This is a genomic window from Stutzerimonas degradans (assembly GCF_024448505.1).
GTDB lineage: Bacteria > Pseudomonadota > Gammaproteobacteria > Pseudomonadales > Pseudomonadaceae > Stutzerimonas > Stutzerimonas degradans.
This window is the reverse complement of the sequence record NZ_JAMOHV010000006.1, coordinates 160,426-177,049: the sequence shown is the minus strand read 5'-3', so window position 1 is coordinate 177,049 and position 16,624 is coordinate 160,426. Positions and strand designations below refer to the sequence as shown.

Here is a 16,624-nt window from a genome sequence, read left to right as displayed (position 1 = left end):
TTGCGGATCACGCGACCGGTGCGGCACTTTCATCTTGCAGCGCCGCGTCCGGCGCGTGATTGCGCACCGATTCGCAGCCGTGTTCGGCGCTGCTCAGGCTGGCATACATCTGGCTCTGGCCGATGATCTGCCCGTTGGTGGCCTTGAGCACGAAGTAATGTTTGCCGCTGCTCGACTCTTTGATCTCGAACGCGCCTTCGCGGGTGGCGTTCTTGCGTACCGAATCGATGCCGTTGACGGCCGAAGCGTGAGCTTTGTATTGCTCGCTGGTGAGAATGACCTGGCCGTTGCTGGCCAGCAGGTTGAAATGGAACTGACCGTTGGCGGTTTTCTTCAACTGGAACTTGCCGGGCATGGCGACACCTCCTGTGGCGAGCTGCGCCGGTTGCCGGCGCAGTATCCACAAGCGTAGCCGCAGTCGAGCGAAACTGCCGCTTCGCTTCAGCGCGTCAGCGTCTGTACGCCGCTGGCGGTGCCGAGCAGCAGCAGATCGGCCGGGCGCATCGCAAACAGTCCGTTGCAGACCACGCCGACGATGTCGTTGATCTTGCCTTCGAGCTCCGGCGCAAAGCCGATCATCAGGTTGTGCACGTCGAGGATCACGTTGCCGTTATCGGTCACCACGCCGTCGCGATAGACCGGGTCGCCGCCAAGCTTCACCAGCTCGCGGGCGACATGGCTGCGTGCCATCGGAATGACCTCTACCGGTAGCGGGAAGGTGCCGAGCTGTTCGACCAGCTTGCTGCCATCGGCGATGCAGATGAAGGTCTTGGCCACGGCCGCGACGATCTTCTCGCGGGTCAGCGCGGCGCCGCCGCCCTTGATCAGCTCGAGGTGCTTGTTGGCCTCGTCGGCGCCGTCGACGTAGAACTCCAGCTCGCTGACCGAGTTCAGGTCGTAGACCGGAATGCCGTGCTGCTTCAGGCGCTCGGCGGTGGCCTCGGAGCTGGCCACCGCGCCATCGAAGAAGCCCTTGTGCTTGGCCAGCAGATCGATGAAGAAGTTGGCGGTCGAGCCGGTGCCGACGCCGACGATGCTGCGGTCGTTGAGCTTGGGCACGATGTAGTCGACAGCGGCCTGGGCGACGGCCTGCTTGAGCTGATCCTGGGTCATGGAGGGTCCGGGGCTGGATTGACGAGGAGTCGATTATAGCCCGTAGTCGGCGGCGGCTGGCCCGACGGATGCGCCGGCGCCGGGATGGCCGATTGCCGGTGGTCGCCGCGGGTGTCGCGGAGTAGACTCGCCCGATCCCTCCGTAATGCCCGCCAAGATAGCCAGAATGCTCGAACACTACGTCAAGAAGATCCTCACCTCGCGCGTCTACGACGTTGCCGTCGAAACTCCGCTACAACCCGCCCGTCAGCTATCCGAGCGTATCGGCAACCAGATTCTGCTCAAGCGCGAGGACCTGCAGCCGGTGTTCTCCTTCAAGGTGCGCGGCGCCTATAACAAACTGGCGCAGCTGTCGCCGGAGGAGCTGGCGCGCGGCGTGGTCACTGCATCGGCTGGCAACCACGCCCAGGGCGTTGCGCTGGCGGCCAAGCAGCTGGGGATCAAGGCCACCATCGTCATGCCGCGGACCACGCCGGAGCTGAAAGTGCAGGGCGTGCGCGCCCGCGGCGGCAAGGTGGTGCTGCATGGCGATGCGTTCCCCGAGGCGCTGGCCTATTCGCTGAAGCTGGTCGAGGAGAAAGGGCTGGTCTACATCCACCCCTACGACGATCCCGACGTGATCGCCGGCCAGGGCACCGTGGCGATGGAAATTCTGCGTCAGCACCAGGGGCCGATCGACGCGATCTTCGTGCCGGTGGGCGGCGGCGGGCTGGTGGCAGGCATCGCGGCGTATGTGAAATACCTGTATCCGCAGACCAAGGTGATTGGCGTCGAGCCGGACGACTCCAACTGCCTGCAGGCGGCCATGGCTGCCGGCGAGCGCGTCGTGCTCGAGCAGGTCGGGCTGTTTGCCGACGGCGTCGCGGTGGCGCAGATCGGCCAGCACACCTTCGATGTCTGCAGGCATTACGTCGACGAGGTGATCACCGTCAGCACCGACGAGATCTGTGCGGCGATCAAGGACATCTACGACGATACCCGCTCGATCACCGAGCCGGCCGGTGCTCTGGCAGTGGCCGGGATCAAGAAGTACGTCGAGCGCGACGGCGTTAGCGGTCAGGTGCTGGTAGGCATCGATTCGGGCGCCAACGTCAACTTCGACCGCCTGCGCCACGTCGCTGAGCGCGCCGAGCTGGGCGAGAAGCGCGAGGCGATCATCGCCGTGACCATTCCCGAGCAGCCGGGCAGTTTCAAGGCCTTCTGCGAGGCGATCGGCAAGCGGCAGATCACCGAATTCAACTATCGCTATCACACCAATGGCGAGGCGCACATTTTCGTCGGTGTGCAGACCCACCCGGAGAACGACCCGCGCGCGGCGCTGGTCGAAGGGCTGCGTGACAAGGGCTTTCCGGTGCTCGACCTGACCGACAACGAGCTGGCCAAGCTGCATATCCGCCATATGGTCGGCGGCCATGCGGCGGGGGTGAGCGACGAGATGGTGCTGCGTTTCGAGTTCCCCGAGCGCCCCGGCGCGCTGTTCAACTTCCTCAACAAGCTGGGCGGGCGCTGGAACATCTCGATGTTCCATTACCGCAACCACGGCGCCGCCGATGGCCGTGTCGTCGCCGGCCTGCAGGTGCCGGCCGAGGAGCGCCATCTGGTGCCGGCGGCGCTGGAAAAGATCGGCTACCGCTACTGGGATGAAAGCGACAACCCGGCCTATCGGCTATTCCTCGGCTGAGCGGGCGTCTAAGGAGAGCGCATGGACCACTATCTGCTGCTGCGAATCGTCCACGGTGCCTCGGCGGTATTGCTGATTCTCGGGATCGCCGCGCACTTGGTGTTGCTCTGGCGTAGCTGGCGTCGCGGCGATGCGGCTGTGCTGCAAGGCAAGCTGCGGCGCACGCGCCGGTTGTCGCTGCCGTTGCTGGCGTTGCTCGGTCTATCACTGCCGGTGAGCGGCTGGTGGCTGGTGCATCTGGCCGGCTGGCCGCTGGGCCAGCTGTGGCTGCTGGTCAGCTCGCTGCTGTTCGTGCTGCTGCTGCCGCTCGGGCTGCTGCTGGCCGGGCGCCTACGGGCCTGGGTCGCGCTCGGCGAGGCGCCGGCACCCGCGCGGCTGCTGGGATTCAGCCTGTCCTATGCGGGCCTGATCCTGCTGGTGCTGCTGGCGATCAGCGCGCTGATGGGCGCTAAGCCGGCCTGAACCGGCGGCATCAGCGCAGCGAGATGATCTGCCAGCCACGCTGTTCGGCGATGCTGCGCAGGGTCGGGTCCGGGTCGACCGCGACCGGATGGCTGACGCGCTCCAGCAGTGGCAGATCGTTGCGCGAATCGCTGTAGAAGTAGCTGCCCTCGAGCGATTGCCCGCTTTCGTCGAGCCAGCGCTCGATGCGCTCGACCTTGCCTTCCTGGAAGCAGGGGATGTCGATCAGACGCCCCGTGTAGCGGCCGTCCTGCATTTCGCACTCGGTGGCCAGGAGGGTCTGCACACCCAGCCGTGCGGCGATCGGGCCGGTGATGAAACGGTTGGTGGCGGTGATGATGGCGACGCGGTCGCCGGCTTCCAGATGTTGACGCACCAGCGCCTCGCCCTTGGCCAGCACGATCGGCTCGATATGCTCGCGCATGAAGTCCGCGTGCCATTGCGCCAGCTGCGGCATGTCGGTGCGGCCGAGAATTTCCTGGCAGAAATTCTGATAGGCGTGCACGTCGAGCTTGCCGTCGAGGTAGTCCTGATAGAAGGCGTCATTGCGCGCACGATAGGTGTCGACGTCTACCAGGCCGCGCTGGCAGAGAAACTCCCCCCAGGCATGATCGCTGTCACCGGCCAGCAGGGTATTGTCGAGATCGAATAGGGCCAGGCGCACGGATGGATTCCTTCGCAAGATGAATGGCGGCGCCAGCATAACCAAATGTGGCGGCGGCGCCAGACCTGCTCGCGCTTGGCGGCGCCCGATGATGCGGAAACTGGCGGCGTGCCGCGCTTTCGGCTGATCGCCGTTTTGTGGAACAATGCGGCGACATGCGTTTGCGAGGTTGCTAGCCGTGATCGATTCCGATGGTTTTCGCCCGAATGTCGGCATCATCCTCACCAATGATGTCGGACAGGTGCTGTGGGCGCGGCGGATCAACCAGGACGCCTGGCAGTTTCCGCAGGGTGGCATCAACCCGCGCGAGACGCCCGAAGAAGCGCTGTACCGCGAACTGAACGAGGAAGTCGGGCTGGAAGAGCGGGATGTGAACATCCTCGCCTGCACCCGTGGCTGGTTGCGCTATCGTCTGCCGCAGCGTCTGGTGCGTACGCACAGCCAGCCGCTGTGCATTGGCCAGAAGCAGAAGTGGTTTCTGCTGCGCCTGACCGGCGCCGAAGAACGGGTGCGTATGGATCTGACCGGCAAACCCGAATTCGATGGTTGGCGCTGGGTCAGTTACTGGTATCCGCTGGGCCAGGTCGTCACCTTCAAGCGCGAGGTCTACCGTCGCGCACTCAAAGAACTCGCACCGCGCCTACCCGTGCGGGACTGAAAAATCGGGGAGAAAGCCTCTGAGCATGCTCGGCACGCTGCGCAAGATTGTCCAGGAAGTGAACGCCGCCAAGGACCTCAAGGCGGCATTGGGCATCATCGTGCTGAGAGTCAAGGAGGCCATGGGCAGCCATGTCTGCTCGGTCTATCTGCTCGATCCGGAAACCGAACGCTTCGTGCTGATGGCCACCGAGGGCCTGAACAAGCGCGCCATCGGCAAGGTCAGCATGGCGCCCAACGAAGGTCTGGTCGGCCTGGTCGGCACCCGCGAGGAGCCGCTCAACCTCGAGCATGCCTCCGAACACCCGCGCTATCGCTACTTCGCCGAAACCGGCGAGGAGCGTTACGCGTCCTTCCTCGGTGCACCGATCATCCACCATCGACGGGTAATGGGCGTGCTGGTTATCCAGCAGAGAGAGCGCCGGCAGTTCGATGAAGGGGAGGAGGCATTTCTCGTCACCATGAGCGCACAGCTCGCCGGTGTCATCGCCCATGCCGAGGCGACTGGCTCGATCCGCGGCCTCGGTCGCCAGGGCAAGGGTATCCAGGAAACGCGTTTCGTCGGCATTCCCGGCGCGCCGGGTGCCTGTGTCGGCACCGCGGTGGTGGTGCTGCCGCCGGCCGATCTGGACGTGGTACCGGACAAGACCGTCGATGACATCGGTGCCGAGCTGGCGCTGTTCGAGACGGCGCTCGAGGCGGTACGCGCGGACATGCGTGCGCTGTCCGAGAAGCTCGCCAACCAGATGCGCAAGGAAGAGCGCGCGCTGTTCGACGTCTACCTGATGATGCTCGACGACTCGGCGCTGGCCGGCGAGGTGGCCAAGGTCATCCGTACCGGCCAGTGGGCGCAGGGTGCGCTGCGCCAGGTGGTGACCGAGCACGTGCGGCGTTTCGAGCTGATGGACGACGCCTACCTGCGCGAGCGCGCCTCGGACGTCAAGGACATCGGCCGCCGCCTGCTCTCCTACCTGCAGGAGGCCCGCCAGCAGACGCTTACCTACCCGGACAAGACCATCCTGGTCAGCGAGGAGCTATCACCGGCGATGCTCGGCGAGGTGCCCGAAGGCAAGCTCGCCGGCATGGTGTCGGTGCTCGGCTCGAGTAACTCGCACGTGGCGATTCTGGCGCGGGCGATGGGCATTCCCACGGTGATGGGCGCGGTCGATCTGCCGTATTCGAAGGTCGACGGCATCGAGCTGATCATCGACGGCTATCGCGGCGAGATCATCACCAACCCCGGCAAGGTGCTGCGCGAACAGTACGCAGTGCTCGCCGAGCAGGAACGCCAGCTCTCCGAAGGGCTCGACGTGCTGCGCGAGCTGCCTTGCGAGACCACCGATGGCCGGCGTATCCCGCTGTGGGTCAACACCGGCCTGCTCGCCGATGTGGTGCGCGCGCAGGAGCGTGGCGCCGAGGGCGTCGGCCTGTATCGCACCGAAGTGCCCTTCATGATCAAGGAGCGCTTCCCCAGCGAAAAGGAACAGATGGCGATCTATCGCGAGCAGCTGGAGGCGTTCCATCCGCTGCCTGTCACCATGCGCAGCCTGGACATTGGTGGCGACAAGTCGCTGCCGTATTTCCCGATCAAGGAAGAGAATCCGTTCCTCGGCTGGCGCGGCATCCGCGTCACGCTGGATCACCCGGAAATCTTCCTGCTGCAGACCCGTGCGATGCTCAAGGCCAGTGTCGGGCTGAATAACCTGCGTATCCTGCTGCCGATGATTTCCGGGCTGCGCGAGTTGGAAGAGGCGCTGCACCTGATTCACCGCGCCTGGGGCGAGGTGCGCGACGAAGGCCTGGACGTGCAGATGCCGCCGGTGGGCGTGATGATCGAGGTGCCCGCGGCGGTCTACCTGACGCGCGAGCTGGCGCGTCTGGTGGACTTCATCTCGGTCGGCTCCAACGATCTGACCCAGTACCTGCTCGCGGTCGACCGCAACAATCCGCGCGTGGCCGATCTCTACGACTATCTGCATCCGGCCGTGCTCGAGGCCCTGCAGCGCGTGGTTCACGAGGCGCATGCCGAGGGACGCCCGGTGAGTATCTGCGGCGAGATGGCCGGCGATCCGGCCGCCGCCATGCTGCTGCTGGCGATGGGTTTCGACAGCCTGTCGATGAACGCCACCAACCTGCCCAAGGTCAAGTGGCTGCTGCGCCAGGTCAGCCTGCAGACCGCCCGCGAACTGCTGGCGCGGGTGATGGTGCTCGACAGCCCGCAGGTGATCCACGCCACGGTGCAGCTGACGCTGCGCAATCTTGGTCTGAATCGCCTGATCAACCCTTCCGCCGCGGTGTGACGCGGCGGTTGGCTCAGTCGCGCGCCGGCAGGCGATAGTGCGTATCGCCGAGCAACCCGTCCGGACCGAAACGCCGTTCATGGATATCCAGTGCACCGTTCTGCCAGCGCAGCAGCGCGGTACTGGCGCGCGTGCCGTATTCGCTGCTGGCGATGAAGACGCTCGATAACAGACGCTCCCATTCCAGCGGCACGCCGGTGCTCGGCAGCTCCGCATCGGGCGCCCGCTCATGGTCGTCCAGCAGTTGCAGCAGCGACTCGGTGTCGGCCAGCTCCAGCCGGGTGGCCAATGCGGTGCGCGCTCGGCGCAACTTCGGCCAGGGCGTATCCAGATCGGCGTTGCACAGGCCATAGACGCCAGCCTCGAGTCGTCGCGGCGTCGCGGACTGGGAATTGAAATGCCAGAGCTCTCGCGCGGTACCAACCAGCAGGTTGAAGCCGGCATAGTCCTCGATGCCTGCGCTCAGCCCGGCAAGATAATCGGCCGGCGCCAGCTCGCCGCGCAGGTAACGCTCCACCAGCTCGCCGCGGCTGCGTCGGCCGGCTGGCTGACCGCCGATGCGGATGTTGGTCAGCGCGGCGAAGCGGCCATCGGGACGCACGCCCAACCAGGTGCCGCCTGCCAGCAGATCGCGCCCGCCGATGATGGAAGGAGCATCCTCCCAGGCGGCCAGCGGCAGGCTAGGGCGGGCGTGGAACTCGTCACGGTTTGCGGCCAGCAGCAGCGGCAGCGCGTGCCCGGGGCGCCAGGCGAAAACGATCAGGCACATGAGGCACCGGAAAGAACGGGTGGATGGGCAGGCTAGACGAAAAGGCGAGGCAGCCTCAAGGCCGGTCGTCCAGACGGTCCAGTACCGCGCCATCCGAGCGATTGAGGGGCCATGCTTGCGGCTGTTCGCGGGGCGGCGCCGGCCTTCGCTGGTGAGCAACCGGGGCGCGGCGGCAGCGCTGCTTTCGAGTAAACTGCGCCCCCATGAATCGCACCCTCTATACCCTGCTGTTCCACCTCGGCCTGCCGCTGGTGATCCTGCGCCTGCTCTGGCGCGCGTGGCGGGCGCCGGCCTATGCGCGGCGCATCGGCGAGCGCTTCGCCATCGGTCTGCCGCCGCTCGAACCCGGCGGCATCTGGCTGCATGCGGTGTCGGTGGGCGAGAGCATTGCTGCGGCGCCACTGATCCGCGAGCTGATGGCGCGCCATCCCGACCTGCCGATCACCGTCACCTGCATGACACCAACCGGCTCCGAGCGAATCCGCGCCTTGTTCGGTGACCGCGTGCAGCACTGCTATCTGCCCTATGACCTGCCCTGGGCGGCAGCACGCTTTCTCGAGCGTGCCCGGCCACGGCTGGCGGTGGTGATGGAAACCGAGCTGTGGCCCAACCATATCCATCAATGCGCGCGGCGCGGCATTCCGGTGGCATTGGCCAATGCGCGGCTGTCCGAACGCTCGGCGCGCGGTTATGCCCGTTTCGCCCGCTTGACGGCACCGATGCTGGGCGAGCTGAGTCTGATCGCCGTGCAGACGGCTGCCGAGGCGGAGCGCTTTCTCGCGCTGGGCGCGCGCAGCGAGTGTGTCGAGATCACCGGCTCGATCAAGTTCGATCTGACCATCGATCCGGCGCTATTGGCGCGCGCGAGCGAGCTGCGCACGCAGTGGGATGCGGTGCAGCGGCCGGTGTGGATCGCGGCGAGCACCCATGCCGGTGAAGACGAGATCGTCCTGGCCGCGCATTGGCGCTTGCTGGAGCGGCATCCACAGGCACTGCTGATCCTGGTGCCGCGCCATCCGGAGCGCTTTGCGGCGATGGCCGAGCTGTGCCGTCAGCAGGGTTTCGCCACGGTCCGGCGCTCGCAGGGCGAGGACGTCACTGCGCACACCCAGGTGCTGCTCGGCGACACCATGGGCGAGCTGCTGTTTCTCTATGCGCTGGCGGACATTGCCTTCGTCGGCGGGAGCCTGGTGCCCAACGGTGGACACAACCTGCTGGAACCGGCGGCGCTGGGCAAACCCGTGCTCAGTGGCCCGCACCTGTTCAATTTCCTCGAGATATCGGCTCAGTTGCGCGCGGCCGGCGCGCTGCTGGAAGTGGCCGATGCCGCCGAACTGGCCGATGGTGTCGACCGGTTGTGGCGCGAGCCGGTCAGCGCCGAGCGCATGCGCGCGGCTGGGCTGACGGTGCTCAAAGCCAATCAGGGTGCGCTGCAGCGCTTGCTGGCCGCCTTGGCGCGCCTGCTCGCCGACCGCGCGGAGCCTCCGCCGAGGTAATTCGCGTCCGGCGCGCTGTCCGCCGCTCGCGGTCGCCGTTGTTTCAGTCGATGCGTACGGGCTGGCCGATGGTCTGTGGCAGGTCCGTCGGCAGGAAGTCGCTGTCCGGGTCGTAGTCGGGCTTGAGGTAGGCGGCCAGCTGCTGCAGGTCGTCCGGGTTCAGCGTACCGGCGGCCTGTTTCAGACGCAGATTGTCGAGAATGTAGTCGTAGCGGGCGTTGTTGTAATCGCGCACGGCGGCGTACAGCCGGCGCTGGGTGTCGAGCACGTCGACGATGTTGCGCGTGCCCACCTGATAGCCGATCTCCGTGGCTTCCAGTGCGCTCTGGTTGGAGATGATCGACTGCCGGCGCGCCTGCACCTGCTCGATGTCGGTGTTCACCGCACGATGCAGGTTGCGCGTGGCTTCGACAACCTGGCGCCGCAGGCTCTCGCGCTGCTGTTCGCTCTGGCTGAGCAGGTGGAAGGCTTCGCGGCTCTGCGAACGCGTCAGGCCGCCGCTGTACAGTGGGATGTTCAGTTGCAGGCCGATGCTGCGCTGCTCGGCATCGCCGGTGTAGCGCGGATAGTTCGGCAGCGCATCGCTCATGCCGCTGTTGGAGAAACCCAGCGCGTCGTTGTCGCCCTTGCGGTATGACGCCACCGCATCGAGCGTCGGCGCGTGGCCGGCGCGGCGCTGGCGCAGGGTTTCTTCGGCGGCGGTCACGGCATAGTTCACGGCCAGCAGATTGAGGTTTTGCCGGCTGGCGGTGTCGACCCAGGCGCCGGCGTCGTTCGGTGTCGGCGCCAGCACCGGCAGACTGTGGCGGATGCCTTCGAGCGCGAGGTACTCGCGGTTGGTCAGGGTGAACAGGGCCTGGAACGCATCGTCGACTTGACGCTGGGCAATGAGGCGATTGGCGCGTGCGGTATCGAAACCGGCCTGGGCCTCGAGTACGTCGGTACGATCGGACAGGCCGACCTCGAAGCGTTCGTTGGCCTGGTCCAGCTGCCGCTTGAACGCCGCTTCCTCGGCCTTCAATGCGGCGAGGTTGTCCTGCGCGCGCAGCACGGCGAAGTAGGCTTGCGCGCTCTGCAGGATCAGGTCCTGTTCGGCGATGGAGTACTCCAGCGCCGCCTGCTCGCTGATGGCCTCGGCGGCTTTGAGTTGGAACCAGCGATCGGCGCGGAACAGCGGCTGGCTCAGCGTTGCCTGGTAGGCGGTGCCGCTGCGCGACAGCGAGCGCGAGCCCAGATGAGTGTCGACATCCGTTTCAGTGTCGCTCAGTTCGGCGCCGGCGCTGAGATTGGGCAGCAACCCGGCACGTGCCTGCGGCACCACCTCTTGGCGCGCGCGGAACTGCGCACGGGCGGCCGCGAGGTCGGCGTTGTTGTCGACCGCATGCTGGTAGACGCTGACCAGATCGGTACGGCTGGCGAGCGGGGTTTCGGCCAAGGCCGTCCCGGCGAAGATGGCTGCCACGGCGATGGCCAGGGGAAGTCTGTGCAGCATCTCGGCTCATCCTGAATTGAAGTGATGGGCAAGGCTAAGCGGCGGGCCAGGGAGGGTCAAGGCGCAGCGATTGCACGGCGTGCGGCGGGGAAAAATGACCGAACGGTCGGCTTGCGGCCGCACCGGCGTGGTTTTTCCCGCGGCTCTTGATTAGACTCGACGGCGTTCTTGTCGGGGTGCCTTGATGCGAAGGCTGAGATCGGAAAGTTCCGGATCCCGTTGAACCTGATCAGGTTAAGGCCTGCGTAGGGAACAAGATGTACTCGCCAGTTGCCGGCGAGGCTCTCGGCGCCAGTTCCGGCGCACCCCGATGCCCCTGACCCGCCGTGTTGCTCAGGTTCGCTCCGACATTTCCCGTGGAGAAGCCCATGAGCGTGCAAAGCAACAAGAATCTGAGCGAAAGCGCCCAGGTCGATCAGCAATCCATCCAGCCGTTCCCGCGTTCGCAGAAGGTCTACGTGCAGGGTTCGCGCCCGGATATCCGTGTGCCGATGCGCGAGATCAGCCTGGACGTCACTCCGACCGCCTTCGGTGGCGAGATCAACGCGCCGGTCACCGTCTACGACACCTCCGGCCCCTACACCGATCCGAACGTGACCATCGACGTGCGCAAGGGCCTGGCCGACGTGCGCAGCGCCTGGATCGAGGAGCGCGGCGACACCGAGAGGCTGCCGGGGCTGTCCTCCGAATTCGGCCAGCGTCGCCTGGACGACGCCGAACTGACTGCCATGCGCTTCGCTCACGTGCGCAACCCGCGCCGCGCCAAGGCCGGGCACAACGTCACCCAGATGCACTACGCCAAGCAGGGCATCATCACGCCCGAGATGGAATACGTCGCCATCCGCGAGAACATGAAGCTGGCCGAAGCGCGCGAGGCGGGCCTGCTCAAGGAACAGCACGCCGGCCAGAGCTTCGGCGCCAGCATTCCGAAGGAAATCACCGCGGAATTCGTCCGCAGCGAAGTCGCCCGCGGCCGCGCGATCATCCCGGCCAACATCAACCACACCGAGCTGGAGCCGATGATCATCGGCCGCAACTTCCTGGTGAAGATCAACGGCAACATCGGCAACTCGGCGCTCGGTTCTTCCATCGAGGAAGAAGTCGCCAAGCTGACCTGGGGCATCCGCTGGGGCTCGGACACGGTCATGGACCTGTCCACCGGCAAGCACATCCACGAGACCCGTGAGTGGATCATCCGCAACTCGCCGGTGCCGATCGGCACGGTGCCGATCTACCAGGCACTGGAAAAGGTTGGCGGCATCGCCGAGGACCTGACCTGGGAGCTGTTCCGCGACACCCTGATCGAACAGGCCGAACAGGGCGTGGACTACTTCACCATCCACGCCGGCGTGCTGCTGCGCTACGTGCCACTGACCGCCAAGCGCGTTACCGGCATCGTCAGTCGCGGTGGCTCGATCATGGCCAAGTGGTGCCTGGCGCATCACAAGGAAAACTTCCTCTACACCCACTTCGACGATATCTGCGAAATCATGAAGGCCTACGACGTCAGCTTCTCGCTGGGCGATGGCCTGCGTCCGGGCTCGATTGCCGACGCCAACGACGCCGCGCAGTTCGGTGAGCTGGAAACGCTCGGCGAGCTGACCAAGATCGCCTGGAAGCACGACGTGCAGTGCATGATCGAAGGTCCGGGCCACGTACCGATGCACATGATCAAGGAGAACATGGACAAGCAGCTAGAGTGCTGCGACGAGGCGCCGTTCTACACCCTCGGGCCGCTGACCACCGATATCGCCCCGGGCTACGACCACATCACCAGTGGCATCGGCGCGGCGATGATCGGCTGGTTCGGCTGCGCGATGCTCTGCTACGTCACCCCGAAGGAACACCTGGGTCTGCCGAACAAGGATGACGTGAAGACCGGCATCATCACCTACAAGATCGCCGCGCACGCCGCGGACCTCGCCAAGGGTCATCCGGGCGCGCAGATCCGCGACAACGCCTTGAGCAAGGCGCGCTTCGAGTTCCGCTGGGAAGACCAGTTCAACCTCGGCCTGGACCCGGACACCGCGCGCAGTTTCCACGACGAGACGCTGCCCAAGGATTCGGCCAAGGTCGCGCACTTCTGCTCGATGTGCGGGCCGAAGTTCTGCTCGATGAAGATCACCCAGGAGGTGCGCGAGTACGCTGCCGAGAACGGCCTGACCGACGAGCAGAAGGCCATCGAGGCAGGCTTCGCCGAGCAGGCCGAGCGCTTCAAGGACGAAGGGTCGGTGATCTACCGCCAGGTGTGATCCGGCGGTGACGAAATGAACCCCGGCTTCGACACGCCGCCGGGGTTCTGCGTTTCTAGGCCAGCAGATCGCTCAGCAAACGCGCATGGCGCTGCTGCTGAGCCGGCTGCCGGAGCTGATTGGCGCGGAAGATCGCCTGCAGATCGATCAGCGCGTGGGCGAAATCGTCGTTGATCACCAGATAGTCGTATTCGACGTAGTGGCTCATCTCGCTGACCGCTTCGCGCATGCGCCGTTCGATGATCTCGTCGCTGTCCTGGCCGCGGTTGTTCAGGCGCTGGCGCAGGGCCTCCTGCGTCGGCGGCAGAATGAAGATCGATTTGGCCTGCGGCATCAGCCGGCGCACCTGCTGGGCGCCTTGCCAGTCGATCTCCAGAATCAGGTCGTAGCCTTCGGCGAGGGTCTGTTCCAGCCAGCGTTGCGAGGTGCCGTAGAGGTTGCCGAACACTTCGGCATGCTCGAGGAATTCGTCGCGTTCGAGACGTTCGAGAAAGTCCTCGCGGCTGACGAAGTGGTAGTTGACCCCGTCGACCTCGCCCGGGCGCATGGCGCGGGTGGTATGCGATACCGACACCCGGACCTGCGGCTGGGCATCGATCAGTGCCTTGACCAGACTGGTCTTGCCGGCCCCGGAAGGCGCGGAAACGATATAGAGCGTGCCGGTTGTGGCGGACATGACGGTTTCCTGGAACTCGATGAATATCTGACTGTGACAATAGCCCGGCGGTTGTGCGTGCCCGCCGGCTATTCGATGTTCTGCACTTGCTCGCGCATTTGCTCGATCAGCACCTTGAGGTTGACCGCCGCCTGGGTGCTGCGCGGATCGAACGCCTTGGAGCCGAGGGTGTTGGCTTCGCGGTTGAGTTCCTGCATCAGGAAGTCCAGGCGCCGCCCGGCCGCGCCGCCGGTCTTGAGTACTCGGCGCACTTCACCGACATGGGTGGCGAGGCGGTCGAGTTCTTCGGCGACGTCGCTCTTCTGCGCCAGCAGGACCATTTCCTGTTCCAGGCGCTGCGGATCGAGCTCGACCTGCATCTCCGCGCAGCGGTCGAGCACCTTCTGTCGCTGGGCGGCAAGCATTTGCGGCACCTGCTCGCGCAGCGTGGCGACTTCGACGAGCATGCCGTCCAGGCGATCGTCGAGCAGCCTGGCCAGTTCCTCGCCTTCGCGCTGGCGGCCTTCCCTGAGCTGCGCCAGGGCGTCGTGGAACAGTTGCAGGGCACTCTGGTTCAGCGCCTGTGGGTCGATTGCATCGCCAACCAGTACGCCGGGCCAGCCGAGCACCTGCAGCGGGTCGATCGGCGCCGGCTGCCTGATCAGCGCGGCTACGCTTTCGGCCGCGGCGATCAGCTGACTGGCGCGTTCGCGGTCGAGCTGCAGCTCGCCGCGGCCGGCATCCTCGGCGAAGCGCAGGGTGCATTCGACCTTGCCGCGCGACAGTCCTTTGCGCAGGGCTTCGCGCACCGCGCCCTCGAGGTCGCGAAAGGTCTCCGGCAAGCGCAGGTGCGGTTCCAGGTAGCGATGATTGACCGAGCGGATTTCCCAGCTGAGGGTGCCGTGGGGGCCGGCCAGCTCGCTGCGGGCGAAGGCCGTCATGCTGTGGACCATCGGGAGACCTCTCGATGCGGATGGCGAAAGGCGGAGGATTGTAAAGGAAAAACCGTCGGCGGGGTTGCGGCGGCAATCGGCCCCTTTTGCGGACAAGCCTTCTATAATGCCCGGCACTCTTACCCCGAAGCAGGATGTACCTACATGAAGCGTCCCAGTGGCCGTGCCGCCGATCAGCTGCGCTCGATCCGTATCACGCGCAATTACACCAAGCATGCCGAAGGTTCGGTGCTGGTCGAGTTCGGCGACACCCGGGTCATCTGCACTGCAAGTATCGAGTCGGGCGTACCGCGTTTCCTCAAGGGGCAGGGGCAGGGCTGGCTGACGGCCGAGTACGGCATGCTGCCGCGCGCCACCGGCGAGCGCAATCAGCGCGAAGCCGCGCGTGGCAAGCAGGGCGGGCGCACCCTGGAGATCCAGCGGTTGATTGGTCGTTCGCTGCGTGCGGCGCTGGACATGAGCAAGCTGGGCGAGAACACCCTGTTCATCGACTGCGATGTAATCCAGGCCGATGGCGGCACGCGTACGGCCTCGATCACCGGCGCGATGGTCGCGCTGGTCGACGCGCTGAAGGTGCTGAAGCAGCGTGGCGGGCTGAAGGGCGGCGATCCGGTCAAGCAGATGGTGGCCGCGGTCTCCGTCGGCATGTATCAGGGGCAGCCGGTGCTCGATCTCGACTATCTCGAGGATTCGGCGGCTGAGACCGACCTCAACGTGGTGATGACCGACGCCGGTGGTTTCATCGAGGTGCAGGGCACTGCCGAGGGCGCGCCGTTCCAGCCGCACGAGCTGACCGCCATGCTCGAGCTGGCCCAGAGCGGCATGCGCGATCTGTTCGAGCTGCAGCGCGTGGCGCTGGCTGACTGAGTGGTGCAGCCATGAGCGATCAGGAGTTGATGCCGTTGCCCAGCCGCGAAGCGCGCCAGTGGGCGATGTTCTGCCATTACTCGGCGTTCTTCTGGTTCCTCGCGCCGATGATCGGCAACGTCATCGGTCCGCTGATCGTCTGGCAGCTGAAGAAGGATCTGGATCCGTTCGTCGATCAACAGGGCAAGGAAGCGCTGAACTTCCAGATCACCTTCAGCATCGTGATGATGATCTGTGCACTGCTCGCCTGGATTCTCATCGGCTTTCCGCTGATGGCCCTGGTCAGCGTGGTGGCGCTGGTGCTGGTGATCATCGCCGGTATCCGGGCCAACGAAGGCAAGCCCTACCGCTATCCGTTCTGCTGGCGATTGATCAAGTAATCGCGAACCGCAGGTGCCGATCGAACCTGGCGCATCCGGCGCCAGGTTCTCCTGCAGTGGACTCTAGACGCTCAGCGTCCAGTCATAGTCGACGATCAGCGGCGCGTGCTGCGAGAAGCGCGGCTGGCGCGGCAGACGGGCACCACGCACGAAGCGACGCAGCCCCGAGGTGAGAATCTGGTAGTCGAAGCGCCAACCCAGGTTGAGCATCTCTGCCTGCTCGGTATCCGGCCACCAGCTGAACAGGTCGCCCTCGCGATTGACCTCGCGCAGCGCATCGACGTACCCCATGTTGCCGAAGATCTCGTCCAGCCAGGCACGTTCGGGAGCGAGGAAGCCCGGGCTCTGCTGGCAGTCGCGCCAGTTCTTCACGTCGAGCTTCTGATGCGCGACGTACAGCGAACCGCAATACAGGTACTCGCGACGCTTGCGACGCTGCTTGTCCAGGTAGTGGGCGAAATCGTCCATGAACTTGAATTTCTGATTCAGGTTGGCGTCGCCATCCTGCCCGGTCGGCAGTAGCAGGCTGGCGATGCTGACCTTGTCGAAGTCCGCCTGCAGGTAGCGTCCGTAGCGATCCGCCGTCTCGAAGCCGAGCCCCATGATCACTGCCTTGGGCTGCAGTCGCGAATACAGCGCCACACCGCCCTGTTCGGGGATTTCGGCGTCGCAGGCATAGAGGAAATAGCCGTCCAGCTGGTACGCCGGATCATCGAGTTCCAATACAGAGGCGCGGGTATCCTGCAGGCAGATGACATCGGCATTCTGCGCTTGCAGCCAGCTGAGCAAACCCCGCTGTGCTGCCGCTTGAATGCCATTCACGTTGACGCTGATGATCCGCATAAATGGCCCCTAAAAACACGTCCGTGTATGATAACCCAAG

Annotated in this window: 16 protein-coding genes and 1 riboswitch; of the genes, 8 read left to right on the top strand and 8 right to left on the bottom strand. The window is 65.3% G+C overall.

Annotation, left to right across the window (positions count from 1 at the left end; all coding sequences use genetic code 11):
- Positions 1–7: 7 nt before the first annotated feature.
- Positions 8–355, bottom strand: a complete 348-nt coding sequence (locus NAV27_RS10620; RefSeq protein ID WP_008568435.1) for a YegP family protein — start codon at positions 353–355, stop codon at positions 8–10.
- 86 nt (positions 356–441) lie between these two features.
- On the bottom strand, positions 442–1,113 hold the full coding sequence (gene rpiA, locus NAV27_RS10615) for a ribose-5-phosphate isomerase RpiA (protein ID WP_102829054.1): 672 nt from the start codon (positions 1,111–1,113) through the stop codon (positions 442–444).
- Positions 1,114–1,258: 145 nt separating this feature from the next.
- Here rpiA and ilvA point away from each other — a divergent pair, with 145 nt between their 5' ends.
- Positions 1,259–2,794, top strand: coding sequence for a threonine ammonia-lyase, biosynthetic (gene ilvA / locus NAV27_RS10610; RefSeq protein ID WP_083862499.1), 1,536 nt, complete (start codon positions 1,259–1,261; stop codon positions 2,792–2,794).
- A 21-nt stretch (positions 2,795–2,815) separates the two neighbouring features.
- Positions 2,816–3,256 (top strand): DUF2269 family protein, encoded by a 441-nt coding sequence (locus NAV27_RS10605; protein WP_102829053.1) that lies wholly within the window; start codon positions 2,816–2,818, stop codon positions 3,254–3,256.
- Between the two features lie 10 nt (positions 3,257–3,266).
- Here NAV27_RS10605 and NAV27_RS10600 read toward each other — a convergent pair whose 3' ends face one another.
- Entirely contained in the window at positions 3,267–3,920 is a 654-nt protein-coding gene (locus tag NAV27_RS10600; RefSeq protein WP_008568430.1) for a histidinol-phosphatase, read from the bottom strand.
- Between the two features lie 178 nt (positions 3,921–4,098).
- On the opposite strand from NAV27_RS10600, the gene NAV27_RS10595 reads away from it, so the two are divergent.
- Positions 4,099–4,578 carry an RNA pyrophosphohydrolase gene (locus NAV27_RS10595; RefSeq protein ID WP_003286151.1) on the top strand — a complete coding sequence of 160 codons (480 nt, stop codon included), beginning with the start codon at positions 4,099–4,101 and terminating at the stop codon, positions 4,576–4,578.
- Positions 4,579–4,603: 25 nt separating this feature from the next.
- Entirely contained in the window at positions 4,604–6,877 is a 2,274-nt protein-coding gene (gene ptsP / locus NAV27_RS10590) for a phosphoenolpyruvate--protein phosphotransferase (protein WP_008568429.1), read from the top strand.
- A 13-nt stretch (positions 6,878–6,890) separates the two neighbouring features.
- Here ptsP and NAV27_RS10585 read toward each other — a convergent pair whose 3' ends face one another.
- Entirely contained in the window at positions 6,891–7,646 is a 756-nt protein-coding gene (locus NAV27_RS10585; protein ID WP_102829052.1) for an NRDE family protein, read from the bottom strand.
- Between the two features lie 203 nt (positions 7,647–7,849).
- On the opposite strand from NAV27_RS10585, the gene waaA reads away from it, so the two are divergent.
- Entirely contained in the window at positions 7,850–9,142 is a 1,293-nt protein-coding gene (gene waaA / locus NAV27_RS10580) for a lipid IV(A) 3-deoxy-D-manno-octulosonic acid transferase (protein ID WP_102829051.1), read from the top strand.
- 43 nt (positions 9,143–9,185) lie between these two features.
- Here the strand turns inward: waaA and NAV27_RS10575 are convergent, their stop codons facing one another.
- Positions 9,186–10,634, bottom strand: a complete 1,449-nt coding sequence (locus NAV27_RS10575) for a TolC family outer membrane protein (RefSeq protein ID WP_043297853.1) — start codon at positions 10,632–10,634, stop codon at positions 9,186–9,188.
- Between the two features lie 162 nt (positions 10,635–10,796).
- Positions 10,797–10,903: riboswitch (TPP riboswitch) on the top strand.
- Positions 10,904–11,002: 99 nt separating this feature from the next.
- Between NAV27_RS10575 and thiC the strand changes: the two genes are divergently transcribed.
- A complete protein-coding gene (gene thiC, locus NAV27_RS10570; RefSeq protein WP_102829050.1) occupies positions 11,003–12,886 on the top strand; it encodes a phosphomethylpyrimidine synthase ThiC in 1,884 nt (627 codons plus the stop codon).
- Positions 12,887–12,941: 55 nt separating this feature from the next.
- On the opposite strand, the gene gmk is transcribed toward thiC, so the two are convergent.
- Positions 12,942–13,562: a guanylate kinase gene (gene gmk, locus NAV27_RS10565; protein WP_043297855.1), complete on the bottom strand. Its 621-nt coding sequence runs from the start codon at positions 13,560–13,562 to the stop codon at positions 12,942–12,944.
- Positions 13,563–13,630: 68 nt separating this feature from the next.
- On the bottom strand, positions 13,631–14,494 hold the full coding sequence (locus NAV27_RS10560) for a YicC/YloC family endoribonuclease (RefSeq protein ID WP_077682735.1): 864 nt from the start codon (positions 14,492–14,494) through the stop codon (positions 13,631–13,633).
- A gap of 144 nt (positions 14,495–14,638) precedes the next feature.
- Between NAV27_RS10560 and rph the strand changes: the two genes are divergently transcribed.
- Both rph and NAV27_RS10550 read left to right on the top strand, forming a co-directional pair.
- A complete protein-coding gene (gene rph / locus NAV27_RS10555; RefSeq protein WP_054094410.1) occupies positions 14,639–15,361 on the top strand; it encodes a ribonuclease PH in 723 nt (240 codons plus the stop codon).
- 11 nt (positions 15,362–15,372) lie between these two features.
- On the top strand, positions 15,373–15,741 hold the full coding sequence (locus NAV27_RS10550) for a DUF4870 domain-containing protein (protein ID WP_043297858.1): 369 nt from the start codon (positions 15,373–15,375) through the stop codon (positions 15,739–15,741).
- Between the two features lie 63 nt (positions 15,742–15,804).
- Here NAV27_RS10550 and crc read toward each other — a convergent pair whose 3' ends face one another.
- Positions 15,805–16,584 (bottom strand): catabolite repression control protein Crc, encoded by a 780-nt coding sequence (gene crc / locus NAV27_RS10545; RefSeq protein WP_102829049.1) that lies wholly within the window; start codon positions 16,582–16,584, stop codon positions 15,805–15,807.
- Positions 16,585–16,624 lie beyond the last annotated feature (40 nt).